Annotated in this window: 17 protein-coding genes; 11 read left to right on the forward strand and 6 right to left on the reverse strand. The window is 64.2% G+C overall.

What is annotated here, in order from left to right:
• Positions 1-267: 267 nt before the first annotated feature.
• A complete protein-coding gene (locus tag RQX22_RS16450) occupies positions 268-1,230 on the reverse strand; it encodes a DUF481 domain-containing protein (RefSeq protein WP_315727861.1) in 963 nt (320 codons plus the stop codon).
• 129 nt (positions 1,231-1,359) lie between these two features.
• On the opposite strand from RQX22_RS16450, the gene RQX22_RS16455 reads away from it, so the two are divergent.
• The 3 genes from RQX22_RS16455 to RQX22_RS16465 all read left to right on the forward strand — a co-directional run bounded on the left by RQX22_RS16455 (position 1,360) and on the right by RQX22_RS16465 (position 2,728).
• Entirely contained in the window at positions 1,360-1,758 is a 399-nt protein-coding gene (locus RQX22_RS16455) for a hypervirulence associated TUDOR domain-containing protein (protein ID WP_315727862.1), read from the forward strand.
• Between the two features lie 91 nt (positions 1,759-1,849).
• Complete coding sequence (locus RQX22_RS16460; protein ID WP_315727864.1) at positions 1,850-2,119, forward strand: hypothetical protein; 270 nt, start codon at positions 1,850-1,852, stop codon at positions 2,117-2,119.
• A gap of 57 nt (positions 2,120-2,176) precedes the next feature.
• Entirely contained in the window at positions 2,177-2,728 is a 552-nt protein-coding gene (locus RQX22_RS16465) for a putative glycolipid-binding domain-containing protein (RefSeq protein ID WP_315727866.1), read from the forward strand.
• On the opposite strand, the gene RQX22_RS16470 is transcribed toward RQX22_RS16465, so the two are convergent.
• Complete coding sequence (locus tag RQX22_RS16470) at positions 2,694-2,966, reverse strand: hypothetical protein (RefSeq protein ID WP_315727868.1); 273 nt, start codon at positions 2,964-2,966, stop codon at positions 2,694-2,696. The genes RQX22_RS16465 and RQX22_RS16470 overlap by 35 nt on opposite strands.
• Positions 2,967-3,091: 125 nt before the next feature.
• Here RQX22_RS16470 and RQX22_RS16475 point away from each other — a divergent pair, with 125 nt between their 5' ends.
• On the forward strand, positions 3,092-3,502 hold the full coding sequence (locus tag RQX22_RS16475) for a dihydrofolate reductase family protein (protein ID WP_315727870.1): 411 nt from the start codon (positions 3,092-3,094) through the stop codon (positions 3,500-3,502).
• 80 nt (positions 3,503-3,582) lie between these two features.
• Here the strand turns inward: RQX22_RS16475 and RQX22_RS16480 are convergent, their stop codons facing one another.
• The 4 genes from RQX22_RS16480 to RQX22_RS16495 all read right to left on the reverse strand — a co-directional run bounded on the left by RQX22_RS16480 (position 3,583) and on the right by RQX22_RS16495 (position 6,734).
• The gene (locus tag RQX22_RS16480) at positions 3,583-4,149 is read right to left on the reverse strand and encodes a glycine zipper 2TM domain-containing protein (protein ID WP_315727872.1); all 567 of its coding nucleotides are present in this window, start codon (positions 4,147-4,149) and stop codon (positions 3,583-3,585) included.
• A gap of 123 nt (positions 4,150-4,272) precedes the next feature.
• Entirely contained in the window at positions 4,273-5,661 is a 1,389-nt protein-coding gene (chrA, locus tag RQX22_RS16485; protein WP_315727874.1) for a chromate efflux transporter, read from the reverse strand.
• A gap of 43 nt (positions 5,662-5,704) precedes the next feature.
• Positions 5,705-6,172: a nuclear transport factor 2 family protein gene (locus tag RQX22_RS16490; RefSeq protein ID WP_315727877.1), complete on the reverse strand. Its 468-nt coding sequence runs from the start codon at positions 6,170-6,172 to the stop codon at positions 5,705-5,707.
• A gap of 73 nt (positions 6,173-6,245) precedes the next feature.
• Entirely contained in the window at positions 6,246-6,734 is a 489-nt protein-coding gene (locus RQX22_RS16495; RefSeq protein WP_315727878.1) for a hypothetical protein, read from the reverse strand.
• A gap of 104 nt (positions 6,735-6,838) precedes the next feature.
• Here RQX22_RS16495 and RQX22_RS16500 point away from each other — a divergent pair, with 104 nt between their 5' ends.
• The 7 genes from RQX22_RS16500 (at position 6,839) to RQX22_RS16530 (ending at position 15,808) form a co-directional block, all read left to right on the forward strand.
• Entirely contained in the window at positions 6,839-7,219 is a 381-nt protein-coding gene (locus RQX22_RS16500; protein ID WP_315727880.1) for a BlaI/MecI/CopY family transcriptional regulator, read from the forward strand.
• On the forward strand, positions 7,216-8,919 hold the full coding sequence (locus RQX22_RS16505; protein ID WP_315727882.1) for a M56 family metallopeptidase: 1,704 nt from the start codon (positions 7,216-7,218) through the stop codon (positions 8,917-8,919). Before RQX22_RS16500 ends, RQX22_RS16505 begins: the two co-directional genes overlap by 4 nt.
• A gap of 111 nt (positions 8,920-9,030) precedes the next feature.
• Positions 9,031-9,903 carry a hypothetical protein gene (locus tag RQX22_RS16510; protein WP_315727884.1) on the forward strand — a complete coding sequence of 291 codons (873 nt, stop codon included), beginning with the start codon at positions 9,031-9,033 and terminating at the stop codon, positions 9,901-9,903.
• 77 nt (positions 9,904-9,980) lie between these two features.
• Complete coding sequence (locus RQX22_RS16515; RefSeq protein ID WP_315727886.1) at positions 9,981-12,017, forward strand: TonB-dependent receptor plug domain-containing protein; 2,037 nt, start codon at positions 9,981-9,983, stop codon at positions 12,015-12,017.
• 62 nt (positions 12,018-12,079) lie between these two features.
• Positions 12,080-12,430, forward strand: a complete 351-nt coding sequence (locus RQX22_RS16520; protein WP_315727888.1) for a DUF1905 domain-containing protein — start codon at positions 12,080-12,082, stop codon at positions 12,428-12,430.
• A 240-nt stretch (positions 12,431-12,670) separates the two neighbouring features.
• Complete coding sequence (gene leuA / locus RQX22_RS16525) at positions 12,671-14,338, forward strand: 2-isopropylmalate synthase (protein WP_315727890.1); 1,668 nt, start codon at positions 12,671-12,673, stop codon at positions 14,336-14,338.
• A 222-nt stretch (positions 14,339-14,560) separates the two neighbouring features.
• Entirely contained in the window at positions 14,561-15,808 is a 1,248-nt protein-coding gene (locus tag RQX22_RS16530; RefSeq protein ID WP_315728047.1) for a cyclopropane-fatty-acyl-phospholipid synthase family protein, read from the forward strand.
• The last annotated feature ends 38 nt before the right edge of the window (positions 15,809-15,846 follow it).

Here is a 15,846-nt window from a genome sequence, read left to right on the forward strand (position 1 = left end):
GGTTATGGTTCAGTCTAAGATGATCATGCTCTAGCAATTGGGTGCATTCGGCACGTGCCGGCGCGCCGCTGATCTCGGCCGTTGGCGCAAGCACCCAGATCCTGGCCTCGCCGCCTTCGCGCGGCGGGGCCATTTTTTTTGTGCGGCAAAGCACAGGGTACGGGCATCCTATCCCCGCTGCTCTTGCTCTGTCCGACCTCTCCCTTTGCGCGAGAGGCGGGGGCGAAAGCGCCCTCCGGCAAGCTGTGACAGCCAGGGTCCGGACCCCTAAAAGGAATAGACCAGCGATGCCCTGCTGATCGTGGTGGTGCGGGTGCCGAAGTCCGGTGTCTTTTCGTTGCGGTAGCTCATCTGCAGGCGCGCGGCGAGCGGGCCGACGACCTTGGCGGTCAGAGCCGTCTTCGCCTCGGTCGTGCCGTAGCCCCCGCCTTCGATGACGACCGAGCCGCCGCTGCTGCTGGTCACCGATGGGCTCAACTGCCAGTCGAAGCCGACCGTGGCGCGCGCGCCGAAGGCCGTGTCGGTCATGCCGTCGAGACTCCTCGATTCCCGAGCGGAAGGGCCGCCCGCGATATTCAGCACCGCATCCTCCCCGAGATCGATCCGGCTGCCGAGGCCCAGGCTTTGGGTGAACCGATAGCGATAGCCGGACAATGGATCGCGCTCGAACGAGAGCAGCGCCTTGGCGAAGGTCGGACCGTCGGCGATCTCGCGGCCGACCTCGTAGGAGGCGAGGTAGCGTTCGACCGAAGATTGGCCGCTCGTCTTGTTGAAATCGACCGAGCCGATGAAGAGATGCGACCATGGACCGTGCGATGCGTTGAACTTGGCTGAAACGAGTGCATTGGCGGTGTCGGTGGCGGCGTCCGCATAGGAGAAGCCGAGCTCGATCTGCCCGTCCAGTTTCGCGGCCGCTTCCGCAGGCGGGGTCTCGTCGGCCGCCGCCGTGACAGTCGGCGCGCTGGCTGTCGGGGCTCCAAGCGATGGCGCCGGCTTCGCGGCCGCCTGGGCAGCTTCCGTCTTCGCCTTCAGTTCCGCAATCCGAGCGTCGATCTCGTCGATCGATTCCGGATAGGCGCGCTTGAGCGTAGCAGCGAGCGCCTCGCGGCCCGCTTCATTCTCGCGCTCCCATGTGCGAGACAGCAGGCTGGCCGCGTCCCCCGGCAGGGGATCGGCCAAGGCAGGAGTCGCCGCCATGCAGAGCCCGACCATCAGCAGCGCCGGTTTCATGTTTGAATCTCCGTGAGCGAGGGAATGACCTGGAAAAGCTCGTAAAGTGCAGGCCCTTCCTAGCATAGAGGCATAATAGCCGCCGATCCGCAACGCCCCGGCGACGGCTGGCCGTCTGGCTGCCTCCATTTGTCCCTCGGCGACTTTGCGGGAATCCGGGCGCAAGTTGCGCCGCACATCTTCGGCCTGAGCGCGCTCGTCATCCTCGACGTGGTCCTCGACCGGCCGGGCATGGCGAATGCGTGGCTCTCGCAGCCTCGACGCGTCCCGTGCGTTGGCATCGCGTTGGGCAAGGAGAGTGCGGCAATGGCGACGACGCTGCGGACCGGAGAGATGGTGCGGTGGAACTGGGGATCGGGGCATGGCGAGGGCCGGATCGTCCAACGGTTCGAGCGCCGGGTGCAAAGGACGATCGAGGGCGCCAAGGTGATCAAGAACGGCTCTTCCGAAAATCCGGCCTTCCTTCTCGAACAGGAGGATGGCGGCAAGGTTCTCAAGCTCTCGAGCGAATTGTCGAGGGGGAAATAGCCCGGCTATTCCGCGATCGCCGGCTGATGTTGCCCGCCCGGCGACTTCCGTTCTATTGAGGTCGGCCAATCACCGGCCGAAGGGAACCGCAATGAGGATTGCCGCCAAACTGACCGCCATCGCCGCGTTCGTGCTCGTCGCGGGCTGCGAGGTCAATGTCGACAACAATCTGGAAGCGAGCGTCGAGAATCAGGCGGATGCGCTTGGCCAGGATCTCGAAAGTGCCGCGTCCGATGCCGGCAACACGATTGAAGGCGCCGCCGATGCGGTCGGCGACCAGATGGACGCCATCGGCGACAATATCGATATCGACATCAATTTGAACGCGGACGGCGACGAAGCTGCCGCCAACACCCAATGAGGAGCGGGTTCCGACCCTGAAGCGGGCGCCCGGCAGCGCCCGTCTCGCTTCCCAAACATGACTGCGGTCGCTTCCATGCTGTGGCGCAGGCTGGATGGTTCCGGCCATGACGCCGCGATCCTCGTCTCCGGGGCCTCCGGCTGGATCCTGCAGGGCACTGCTGTTTTCGCCCACGAAGCAGGGGGTGCATGCCTTTCCTACCGGGTTGATCTGGATGGCGAATGGCGGAGCCGTGCCGGAGCCATTGAGGGGTTTGTCGGGACGCGTACAATCAGCCACGCAATCGCGCGGGAAGCGAACGGCTGGTCGCTGAACGGCAAGATCGTGGATGGAATCGGCCACCTCCTGGACCTCGATTACAGTTTCACGCCGGCAACGAATTTCCAGCAATTGCAGCGGATAGGGATCGGCGCCGGCGCCGCAGCCGAAATTCCCGCTGCCTGGTTCAACCTGGAAGATGAAAGCCTGACCGAACTGCCGCAGCGATACGAGCGGCAGAGCGATCGCCAATACGCCTATAAGGCGCCGAGCCTCGCCTTCGAAACGGACCTCGTCATAGCCCCGAACGGCTTCGTCAGCCTTTATCCTCCTTATTGGGAAGGAGCGTAGGCATCAGCCACGCCTCGCGCGGTGGTCGCTCTTTCGAATCTGGCCCCGTGCCGATCGAGAGTGCTGCCTTGGCTGGCGCGCCGGGATGGAGCGGAGCCAGTTGCACAGTGAAATCGGAAGGGAGGATGAGATGAGCATGGTTCGAGTCGGCGGTTTCGCGATTTCGCTCGACGGCTATGCTGCGGGGCTGGCGCAGAGCCTGGAGGATCTGCTCGGCAAGCGCGGCGAAGAGCTTCATCAGTGGATGTTTCCCACCAGAATGTTCCACGCCATGGTCGGCAAGGAAGGCGGCACGGAGGGCGTCGACAACGATCTGGCATATCGGCGATGGACGGCTTCGGCGCCTTCATTTTGGGCAGGAACATGTTCGCACCCAGCCGCGGGACGTGGCCCGATGATGGCTGGAAGGGCTGGTGGGGCGACAATCCGCCTTATCATGCGCCGACCTTCATCCTCACCCATCACCCCCGCGAGCCGATCGAAATGGAAGGAGGAACGGTTTTCCACTTCGTCACCGGCGGGATCGAGGACGCCTTGGACCAGGCGAAAGCGGCTGCGGGCGGGCGTGACGTGAAGATAGGCGGCGGTGCCGCCACCGTGCGGCAATATCTGAAAGCGTGCCTGATCGACGAATTGCATATCGTCGTCTCGCCGGTCCTGCTCGGCGGCGGCGAGCCGCTGTTCGCCGGCCTCGATTTGCCGGCCCTCGGCTACCGGGTTTTCCAGCGGCAGGAGGGCGAAGGCGCGACCCATTTCATGGTCGGGCGGAGGTGATGCAAGAAGGCGCCCCGACCGGAACCGGGACGCCTTCCCCTCGCAAGTGCGGTCGGTTCTGGGCCGACCGCCCTACTCTGTTAGCGGCAACGCATTCCGCCGCGGTCGATTTCGCGACCGAGCAGGGCGCCGGCGCCGCCGCCGATCAAGGTACCGACCAGGCTGGATCGGCCATTGTCGAGCGAATTGCCGATGAGCGCGCCGACCGCGCCGCCGATGATGAGTCCGGTCGTGCCGTCCGAGCGGCGGCAATAATAGCGGCCGTCGCGTCCGCGATAGATGCGGTCGTTTCGGCTCAGCCGGCGCTCGCGATAATAGCGGCCGTCCCGGTAATAATCGTCGGCATAATAATGGCTATAGCCGGGTTCGTACCGGTTGTAATCGTAACGGCGATAGTTGCGCCAGTCGCGGCGGACGTTGCGGCGATATTCTTGCCTCGCCTCGCGCAGGTCCTGGCGGCAGTCGCGCCGTTCCCGATTATATTCACGGCGACTGTCGGCGTCACGAAGGTCCTCGCGGCAATCCCTTTGGGCTTCGCGCACGTCGCGCTGATATTCGCGCTGGGCGCGGGTCTGGGCCTCCGCGGGCGCCGCGGCAAATGGCAAGGCCGCGCTCGCCATCGCGGCTGCAAGAATCATGTTACGCATAGTCCTACTCCTGAAACCGGCCCACATTTGCGGGCCATTGCTGAGAACGAAGAGCTGCGAAGGAGGTTTCATTAACCCGAAACAACGACTGGTTCAGAAAGAAATAGCGCTATTCACAATTACTTATGAGCCAAAGTAGTGACGCAGGATCAGGCCGGCCGCAGCGCAGGCGCCGAGCACGGGAAGCAATCCGGCGCGGAAACGGAACATGGCGGCCAGGGCAGCGATGGAAAGCAACAGAGCGAGCGGATCGATGCTGGACCAGACCGGCAGATCGAAGCGTATCGGCCCGAAGCTCCGCTGGGTCGATTGCCCGAAAAGATAATGAAGCGCGAACCAGCAAGCGAGGTTGAGAATTACGCCGACCACAGCGGCCGTGATCGCGGCCATCGCTCCGGCCAGTGCCCTGTTCGCGCGCAACCGCTCGACATAGGGGGCGCCCAGGAAAATCCACAGGAAACACGGGGTGAATGTCACCCATGTGGTGAGGAGGCCGCCGAGCGTCGCGGCGAGCAGTGGCGAGAGATCGCCGGGATCGCGATAGGCGCCAAGGAAGCCGACGAATTGGGTCACCATGATCAACGGCCCGGGCGTGGTTTCGGCGAGCCCCAGGCCGTCGAGCATTTCGCCCGGCCGGAGCCACCCGTAATTTTCCACCGCCGCCTGCGCGACATAGGCGAGCACGGCATAAGCGCCACCGAAGGTCACCACCGCCATCCTGGAAAAGAAGCCGGCAATGTGGGTGAAGACGCTGTCCGGGGCGAGCAGGAACAGCAACAGGAGTGGGGTCAGCCAGAGAATGAGCAGGATGGCGCCGATGCGGATCGCCCAGGCCCGGTGCGGGGCCGCATGGGCCGGGATCGCCACTCCGAGCGCGCTTTGCGCATCGGAAACGATCGACCCGCCCGCCTCACCGTGTCCGCTCGTGACGAAGGCCGACCTGCCGCGGTGGCTGGCGGCGTAGCCGACCAGACCGGCGCCGAGGACCACGATCGGAAAAGGGGTTTGGAAAAGAAAGAGGGCAAGGAAGGCAGCGGCGGCGGTGGCGCGGCGGGCGGGATTGCCCAAGGCGCGGCCGCCGATGCGGAACACCGATTGGAAAACGATCGCAAGCACCGCTGCCTTCAGACCGAAGAACAGAGCCGCGATCGGTCCGGTGCCGCCCCACAGCACATAAAGCCAGCTCAAGACCATGATCGCGACCAGGCCGGGAAGGATGAAGAGAGTGCCGGCGACCAGACCGCCCTTGGTCTTGTGGAGCAACCAGCCGATATAAGTGGCGAGCTGCTGTGCCTCGGGCCCGGGCAGCAGCATGCAGAAGTTGAGCGCGTGGAGAAAACGTTCCTCGCCGATCCACTTCTTTTCCGCGACCAGGATCCGGTGCATGACCGCAATCTGGCCGGCCGGGCCGCCGAAGCTCAGGGCGGCGATCCGCACCCAGACCCGCACGGCTTCGGCGAAGCTGGGGACGTTATTCAGTGCCGGGACGGGATCCGGATCAGCAACGGCCATCGCCCTTCATTCCTGTCCCCGGCAGCGTGCCAGCGTGCCGGCCTTATTTGGCGGCAGGCGAGCTGATCCGTTCGGAATGGATGAATTCGATGATCCAGCCCTTGCCGGCGCGGCGGAGGACGCCCGATTCCTGCCAGGTGATCGGCGTTTCGTCGATATTCCCGGGGTTGAGCCAATGGGCCCAGGCGAAGTTGCAATCGACATTGGCTTCCACCTTGTCGATGCCGAATCCGATCTTGCGGCCCTGCTTCTGCGCGCCCTCGATCATGTCGAGAAGCTCGGGCCCAGCGAAATGCTTGCCGACGTCGAAGGCGTGGAAGCCGGGCGTCGTCATCTTACGGGCATCGGCAATGTCGCCGCGCTCTATCGTGGCGAAGAAATTCTTGATCGTGGCTTCGACGTCGGCGGTATCCGACGCCTTGGTCGCGCAGGCCGGGGTCCCGGCCGTCGCCGGCACCGCCGTGACCAGCAAGACGCATGAGGCCGCCGTCAACATGGATTTGCGCATCATCTTCCTTCCAATCCTTCGTTGGGGCGAGGAAGCACGCGCCGGCGGGCGCCGTCAAGCGGCCTTGGCCATGACGCTAATTGGCGGGTGAGGGCGGGATCTTCTCCGAATGGAGGAACTCGAAGATCCAGCCGTTGCCGGCGCGGCGGAGCACGCCCGATTCCTGCCAGATGGTCGGTGCGCCGTCGATCGCGCCTTCATTGACCCAATGGGCCCAGGCGATGTCGCAATGGATGACGGTTTCGACCTTGCCGATGCCGAATTCGAGCTTCAGCCCCTGTTTCTGTCTGTCTTCGACCAGGTCGAGCAGCGCCGGACCTACGAAATGCGTTCGGGCGTCGAAGGAATGAAAGCGCTCGCTGGTCAGCTTGCGCGCTTCGGCCATGTCGCTGCGCGCGATCGCCGTCAGAAAGGTCTTGACCGTCCGCTCGACATCCGGTGCGTCCGAGGCCTTGGCGGCGCAGTCCACGCGCGCCTGGGCGATTGCCGGCAAGCCGAACAGTGCGGCCGCGATCAATATTGCCTTGCCCATCCCATCCCCCTTGGTGACGTCGCGAGCAAGCATCGGACGGAGGCAATAGTCAAGCGCGAGCCGATCGCGAAAAATCCTCTTGCACCGGCGCTACAGATGTAGCACAAGCTACAAATGTAGCGCCGGAAAGGTGAGAGATGCTCAGCAAGTTGCCGCCCCGCGAACGCCAGATCATCGACCTTCTCTATCAGCGGAGGGAAATGGCAGTCGCCGACATTTGCGCCTCGCTCGCCGATCGCCCGAGCGGATCCGCCGTCCGCACCATGCTGAAGCGGCTGGAAGACAAGGGCTATGTCCGTCGCACCGATTCCGACCGCGGCTATCTCTACAGCCCGGTGGTGGCCGACAGCGTTGCCCGCAAGACGGCGCTGAGCGAAGTGGTGCGCGTCTTCTTCAACAATTCGCCCGCCGGGGCCGCGACGGCCTTGCTGGGCATGTCCGATCGGCTGGATTCGTCGGAGCTGGACGCGCTCGAAGCCATGATTGCCCGCGCCCGCGCCGCCAAGGGAGAGAAATGATGGACTTTCTTCTGCCGCTCGCAGCCAAATCGTTGCTGATCGCCGGGGCGACCCTTGTGCTTCTGAAGCTGATGCAGAGGCGGTCGGCCTCGGATCGCAGCTGGATCGCCCATCTGGGCCTGACCGCCTTGCTGCTACTGCCGGCCGGAACCCTGATGCTGCCCACGCTCGATATCACAGGCCCCGCTTTTCTTACGGTCGCGGCCGCCGAACCGGTTCTTGCGGAACCGGCCCTGCCGGCGACTTCGACCGCTGGCCCAGAGGCTTTAACGGCCGCCTCACCTTCCGATGAAGGCTTGGCGTCCGTTTCGGCATCCCCTGCCGTTTGGGGCCTCTGGGCCTATTTCGTGCCGGTTGTCCTGCTTCTCCTGCTTACCCTTGTCGCCTTGCTGCGGCTGGGGGCGCTGAAGGCGCGGGCCAACGTGCTGGTCGACGGGCATTGGCTTCAGGCCCTTGCCCGGGCGCAGCGGCGCATGGGGTTCAAGAACGGCACCGCCTTGCTCACCAGCGATGATCTCGGTTCCCCGATCAGCTGGGGTTTGATGCGCCCGGTCATTCTGCTCAACAGCGGCGCGACCGAGGCACGGGGCGAGGCGGAAGCCATCATCGCCCATGAGCTCGCCCATATCGCACGGCTCGATTGGGCGAAACTGATGCTGGCGCGGGTGACGACCGCCTTGTTCTGGTTCAATCCCCTGGTGTGGCTGCTGGCCCGCGAGGCGCATCAGCTGCGCGAGGAAGCGGCCGACGATGCGGTGCTTGCTGCCGACATCGAGGACACCGATTATGCGAACCTGCTGGTTGGGATCGCCCGGCACGAATGCCGGGGTTTGCTGCTCGGCGCCCATGGCGTCGCGCCAGGGCGCGGATCGCTTGCGCGGCGCGTCAAACGGGTGCTCGACGTCGCGCTAGAACGCGCGCCTGGCGGCTGGCGCTGGAGCAGCGCAGCGGCCTTCTTCGCCGCAGGCATGGTGGTGCCCGTCGCCGCGTTGCAATTGGTGGCGCCGGCCAGGGCCGGGGCGTCCGCCGACCTCCAGTCCTTACCGATCGCGCGGCCCGCGCCGCGCGCCCTCGACATGGCCGCGCCAGTCGGGCGCGCTGACGGCGGGGCTATGGAGGCGGACCCGGAGCAAGCCCGGGACAACCATGTCCGCCTTGCGGAGCGCGATATTGTCCAAGCCGCGGCTCCTGTTCCAGATTCCAATCCCGGTCGCGACCGCGACCGCGATCTTGACCCTGATCCCGGGGCCAACATCATTTTCGACGCCGATGCCGGGATGATGCGGATCGAGGCTGATAGTGCTCGGATCGCGCTTCAAGGCCGGGCGTTGGCGCAGCGCATGGAACATGATGCGGCCAAGCGGGCGATCAAGCTGAAGGCGCTTGGGGCCAACCGGGAATATGTCGCGGCCATCCGGCGGTCCGCGCCCCAATTCCGCGACATGGAAGATGATGAGCTGGCATCCTTCAAGGCGTTGGGGGTGACGCCCGAATATATCGTGGCGATCCGCCGCATTGCCCCTGAATATCTCGACATCAGCGCCGGGGACCTGATGGCCTTCCGGGCGGTCGGCATCACGGCCGAGGAGGTCCGCCGCTATCGGCAGGCGGGCCGCCGCGCGCCGAGCGCGGACCAGATCGTGAGCATGAAGGTGATGGGCGTGAGGCCCGAGGACCTGGATCGCGACGACGGGTCGTAACAGCCGCGCCCGCGGCGAACTGAACTTCGAACATACTGAAATACAGGGGAAATCGAAACGCCCGCATCCGGGCGACGGGCGGACTTTGCCTGAAACTCAAGGAGAAGATCGATGTACCGACTGTTCGCATTCCTGGCCGTCTTGGCTTTTTCGGCCGCGGCCGTCACATCCGCCACCAGTCCGGACAGGCCCGACACCGTAAGTTTCACCCTGCAACCGGAAAGCACGAGCGGGCAGATCAAGGCCCGCTTCTACCGGGACGACAATCAGACATGGTCGACCCGATTTTCCGCGACCGACCTTAGCGGGTTGGACGTTGATCGCTTCCACGCAGCCGGCAGCGGTCCCGTGCAGGTCGCGCTCGTCCGCGAAGCCGGCCGCCTCGATTGCGCGGGCCGCGGCGGGGATTCGGAAGCGTCCGGATCGTGCCGCTTCGCCAGCGATCCGGACTTCCTGGCTTTCCTCGATCGCCACGGTATCGAGCGTCCGGACGACAAGGATGAATTCGCGCTGGTCGCGGTCGATGCTCGCCGGTCCTTGGTGGAAGCGCTGGACGCGGCCGATTATCCGACGCCCGATGTCGACAAGCTGATCGCGCTTGCGGCGCTCGGTGTCGATTCCGCTTATATCGCGGACCTGGCGCGCGCCGGCTATCGCCCCAGCACATTGGACGTACTGGTCCAGTTCAAGGCCTTGGGCATCAGCGCGGACTTCATCCGCGGCTTCGCGTCCGGTGGTTACGGGGATCTTTCACCCGAAGAGCTTGTCCAGTTCCGGGCGCTCGGCATCGATGCCGGCTATATCGCCGGCTTCGAGCGGCTCGGTTATCGGGATCTGGACGTCCACGAGCTCGTGCAACTGAAGGCCCTCGGCATCACGCCGGACGATGTCCGTTCTTTCCAACGCGACGGAGAGAGCCTGCCCTCGCCCGAGAAGCTCGTTCGCATGCGGGCACTCGGCCACATGTTCGGTGCGCGCCGTTAGTGGCCGGGCATTCGACTCCGGCTTTGCTCGGCACATGTCGCCCGCTATTATCGATCCCGGGTGCCTGGTTGGGACTCATGGCCCAGCCGCTGGCGGCGCAATTGCCGTCCGATCCCGCCGTGGCGATGCCGCCGGTGGTGTCGCAGGCGGGCGGGAGACAGGTTTTCACGCCTGCCGATTTCGCCCGTTTCGCGCCCAGGAATGCGCTCGACATGCTGCGCCAGGTGCCGGGCTTCACGATCCGTGAGGCCAAGGAGGAGAGGGGCCTGGGGCAGGCGTCGGAAAATGTGCTGCTGAACGGTCAGCGCGTGCCGAGCAAATCGGGCGGCGCCGTCGCCGAGCTGCAGAAGATCCCGGCCACAGGTGTCGAGCGGATCGAGATCGTCGACGCTGCGACGCTCGACATTGCCGGCCTGTCGGGCCAGGTCGCCAATATCGTCGCGAAGAGCCGCAAGGGCGGCGGCCAGTTCAACTGGTGGCCGGAATTCAGGGCCCGTTTCACCGATCCGCTCTTCACCCGCGGCGACATCAGCTATTCCGGACAGGCCGGCCGGCTCGAATATGCCATCGGCGTCAACAATCCGGGTAATCGCAGCGGCGCCGGCGGCGGCACCCGCATCCTGGATCCGCAGGGTGTTCCATTCGAGTTTCGCCACGATATCTGGCACACCCATAGCGACGAGCCGAAATTCAGCGCCCGCTTGACGCTCGACGGAACGGGTTCGTCCCTCGCCAATCTCAACCTCGCCGTCACGCCCCGCTGGTATGATTATTGGGAGACGGGCGAGCGTGTCCGGCCGGGCGGCGTCGACCAGCATCGCGATGTCCACCAGGAGCGCGACGGCTATACTTACGAGATTGGTGGTGATTATGCGTTCGATCTCGGCCCGGGCCGGCTGAAGCTGATCGGTCTCCGCAAGTTCGAACATGAGCCGCTGGTCACGACCGCCATCACCCGTTTCGCCGATTCGTCGCCCGCGACCGGGGACCGGGTGTCGCGCGACGGACGCTATGGCGAATGGATCGGTCGCGCCGAATATGGCTGGCGGATGGCGGGCGGCGACTGGCAGGTGTCGGCCGAAGGCGCGTTCAACCGGCTGGACAGCGTCACCCGCATCTTCCTCCTCGACGCGGACGAAGACTTCGTTGAAATTCCCTTCCCGGCGGGGACGGGCCGGGTCCAGGAGGATCGTTACGAAATGCTGGTGACGCACGGCCGGCCCTTGTCGCGTGCCTTGACCCTGCAGGCGGTGCTCGGCGCGGAATATTCGAAACTCGGCAGCGCAAGTGGCATCGGCAGCCTGACGCGCAATTTCATCCGGCCGAAGGGCAGCTTGTCCCTCGCCTGGCAGCCGAACGAGGATCTGGACGTAAGCCTCAGAATCCGGCGGCGTGTGTGGCAGCTCGATTTCTACGATTTCCTTGCCTCGGCGAACCTGATCGAGGGTCAGGTCAATGCCGGCAATATCGATCTCGTCCCGCCGCAAAGCTGGGAGCTGGAAGTGGAGGCGACCCGGAAGCTCGGCCGGTGGGGAACGACGAAACTGCGTCTCTATGGCAACCGGATCGACGATATCGTCGACATCGTGCCGATCGGCGTGGACGGGGAATCGCCGGGCAACGTCCACAAGGCCGTTCAACATGGTGTCGAATGGAAAAGCACATTCCTGTTCGACACGATCGGCTGGAAAGGGGCCAAGCTCGATACTCTGGTCCAATTCCAGCGATCGCGGCTGGACGATCCGCTGACCGGCGCGCGGCGCCGGATCAACAAGGATCTGGTGCGGATGATCGATCTCACCTTGCGGCACGATGTTCCGAACAGCTCCTGGGCCTGGGGCGGCAATCTCAACCATGGCCATTATTCGCTGACCTACCGGCTGACCGAATTCGGCCTGCTCGAGGAAGGGCCGGTCTGGCTCAATCTCTTCATCGAGCATAAGAATGTGTTCGGGTTCACGGTTCGCGCGCGTGCCGCAAACCTCCTCAACGCCCGCAGCCGCTGGGACCGCATCGTCTATACCGGCCGCCGCACCGGGCCGGTCGACTATATCGAGGACCGCAACCGGATGATCGGACCGATCTTCGATTTCTCGGTCCGGGGCAATTTCTAGTCATCCTGGTCAGGATCGATGGTCCGTTGCGACTATCGTCGTTGTGAGGCAGCTTGCGGCTCATGACACGGATCGAACAGAGAGCTGGCGTTACGGGCGCCGATGCCGTCACCTTCGCCGGCCCACTGCTCGTGTGGCGCACCGAAAAATATGGCGACATGGGCTATGTGATGATTACCGGGGCGGCTGCCGAAGCGATCACGGCACATGAACTGATGCGAAGGCTGGAGTTGGGGCGGCGGCGCGGCTTCGGCTCCGTCAAGGTGAATGCGATCGTCGGCGACAGTAGCTGGTCCACGTCCGTCTTCCCGCAAAAGAAAGGCAGCTGGTTCCTGCCGGTGAAGAAGGCCATTTGCCGCGTCGAGGGCTTGGAGGCGAATGACGAAGTCGCGGTGGAGCTCGAACTGCTTTAGTTTGAACACTTCGGACGCGGTGGAAGCGGCCGTCCCATTTTCTTGATGCACTTGCGCGCTACCTGCGCTAAGTGCCCATCCGTGGATCGTACGAACATCCTTCTTCCGAACCTTAGCGCCCGCCTCGGCGGCCTTGCGCTTGCGCGACTTATAGGCGGCCGCCGGGACTGACGGCTGCCCGGCGGCGGCATTTTGCCGAAGCCCTATTTTCAAGCACAAGTTCGAAGAAGGAGGCGCATCATGCTGCGCGACCCGTCCGTAAAATATCGATCATTCCCCACTATCGACATGCCCGACCGGCAATGGCCGTCGCGCACCATCACCAAGGCGCCGCGCTGGCTCTCGACCGATATGCGCGACGGCAACCAGGCGCTGATCGACCCGATGAACGCCGAGAAGAAGTTGCGTTTTTTCGAGATGCTCGTGCGTCTCGGCTTCAAGGAAATCGAGGTCGGCTTCCCGTCCGCCGGCGCGACCGAGTTCGATTTCATTCGTTCCCTGGTGGACGCGGATCGCATCCCCGACGATGTGTTCGTCCAGGTGCTGACGCAGTCGCGCCGCGACCTGATCGAGAAGAGCTTCGAAAGTCTCGCCGGTGCGCGCACCGCGGTCGTCCACCTCTACAATGCCGTTTCCCCGGCCTGGCGCCGGATCGTGTTCGGCATGGACCGCGAAGGCATCAAGCAGATCGCAATCGACGGCGCGAACATCCTGCGCGAGCAGGCGGAGAAATATCCCGAAACCGACTGGCGGTTCGAATATAGTCCGGAGACCTTCTCGACCGCCGAACTCGATTTCTCGCTGGAGGTTTGCGAGGCGGTGATGGACGTGCTCGAGGCGAGCCCGGAACGGCCGGTCATCCTCAACCTGCCGGCCACGGTGGAGGCCGCGACGCCCAACATCTATGCCGATCAGATCGAATGGTTCTGCCGCAACCTCACGCGCCGCGACAGCGCGATCATCTCCGTCCATCCGCACAATGACCGTGGCACCGGCGTCGCCGCCGCGGAGCTTGCCGTCATGGCCGGCGCGGATCGGGTCGAAGGCTGCCTGTTCGGCAATGGCGAGCGGACCGGCAATGTCGATCTCGTGACGCTGGCGCTCAACCTCTACACACAGGGCGTCGATCCGGGCCTCGATTTCTCCAATGTCAGCGAGGTCGTCGGCACCGTCGAATATTGCAACCAGCTGCCCGTCCATCCGCGCCATCCTTATGCCGGCGAACTGGTCTTCACCGCCTTTTCGGGCAGCCATCAGGATGCGATCAAGAAAGGTTTCGCGGCCCAGGCGCAACGCAACGACCGATATTGGGACGTGCCCTATCTGCCGATCGATCCGGAGGATATCGGCTGTTCCTACGAGGCGGTGATCCGGGTCAATTCGCAATCCGGCAAGGGCGGCGTCGCCTGGATCCTCGAGCAGGACAAGGGCCTGAAACTGCCCAAGCGGCTGCAGGCGGATTTCAGCCGTTACGTGCAGGAGAAAGCCGACGCGGTAAGCCGCGAATTGAACGCCGCCGACATCTGGGAGACGTTCGAGGCGGCCTATCATCTGGGGGGAGGCCAGCCCTTTCAGCTGATCGACTATCGCGAGGATTCAGGAGCCGGCGGTGCACGCAGCTTCGTAGGCCGGATCCTTTCCGACGGGCAGGAGCAGACGGTCAGCGGCCGCGGCAACGGTCTCCTCTCCAGCGTGCTCGCTGCCTTGCGCGACGGCTATGGCATCGAGCTTGAGATCGCCGATTATCAGGAACATGCGATCGGCCACGGCACCGACGTGCAGGCCGCCGCCTATGTCGAATGCAAGGGCTGCGATGGCCGCAACCACTTCGGCGTCGGCATCGATACCGACGTTGCGACGGCGTCGGTCAAGGCGATATTGAGCGCGGCCACGGCGGCGCGAGGCTAGAGCGCGCTGCCTCAGCGTGACGCAATTCACCCGCTCCAAACCTTTGTCATCGCATCGTGAAACGCCGAAAACCGGTACCCACTTTTCGGCACGATGCTTCAGACGGGATTCCTCCCCCGGGCGACTTGCATCGACCGGGGGAGGAGGATCAGCCCGGGAGGCGGCGCAGGATCGCCCACAAACGCGGTGACACAGGTCTCGCTTCGGCGCTATGATCGCATCATGCTCCTTCTCGACAAGGCGCTCCGGCGGCTGATCCGGCGCGGCCAGCTCAAGATCGTGGACCATGACGGCCGGACCTATTCCTATGGCACCGCCGATCCCGACCTCAATCCCGTTTCGATCCGTTTCACCGATGCCGGCGTGTCGCGGGGAATCGCGCGCGATCCGGGTCTCGGCGCGGCCGAGGCCTGGATGGACGGCCGGCTGCTGATGGAAGAGGGCGAGATACTGGATCTCGTCACGATCATCCGCCGCAATCGCCGCTGGGAGGAAAGGAAGGGCAAGGCCGGCTTCATGCGCCATGGCAGCAGGATCAAGTCCCGGCTGGAACAATTGAACTGGCATCGCCGCGCCCGCCGCAACGTCGCCCATCATTACGATCTCGGGGACCAGCTCTACACGCTCTTCCTCGACCGCGACATGCAATATAGCTGCGCCTATTTCACCGATCCCGCCAACGGCCTGGATCAAGCGCAGGAAGACAAGAAGGCGCATATCGCCGCCAAGCTGGCGCTGAAGCCGGGACAGCGTGTGCTCGACATAGGCTGCGGCTGGGGCGGCATGGCGCTCTATCTCCATGCCAAGACCGGCGCCGATGTGACTGGAATCACCTTGTCCGCGGAGCAGATCGCCACCGCCAGGCAGCGTGCGAGCGAAGCCGGCGTCGCCGACAAGGTAAGATTCGAGCTGATCGACTATCGCGACGTCACCGGGACCTTCGATCGCATCGTCTCGGTCGGCATGTTCGAACATGTCGGGCCGCCATTTTACCGCACCTTCTTCCGCAAGTGCCGGGAATTGCTCGCGCCGGACGGCGTCATGCTGCTGCATACGATCGGCCGGATGGGGCGACCGGGGACGACCGACCGTTTCACCGAGAAATATATCTTCCCCGGAGGCTATATTCCCGCTCTGTCGGAAATCGTCGGGGCCAGCGAGCGCGAACGGCTGATCATGACCGACTGCGAGACGCTGCGGCTCCATTATTATTACACCATTCGTCACTGGTACGATCGTACGAAGGCACACGAGGCTGCACTGGTCGACCTGTACGACGCGCGCTTCTACCGGCTCTGGCTCTTCTATCTCGCCGGCGCGATGACGATGTTCAGCGAAGGCGGCATGGTCAATTACCAGCTCCAATATGCGCTCAGCCGCCGCACCCTGCCGCTGACGCGCGATTATATGGGCGAGGCGGAAGGGGCATTGCGGACTTCCGCCTGGGCCAAGAATCCCCGTTCAAAATGACCTGCACTCATTTCGCTTGCGTCATGAATGGAAGGGGC

It is taken from the genome of Sphingosinicella rhizophila, from assembly GCF_032378825.1.
In the GTDB taxonomy this organism is placed as follows: Bacteria; Pseudomonadota; Alphaproteobacteria; order Sphingomonadales; family Sphingomonadaceae; genus Allosphingosinicella; species Allosphingosinicella rhizophila.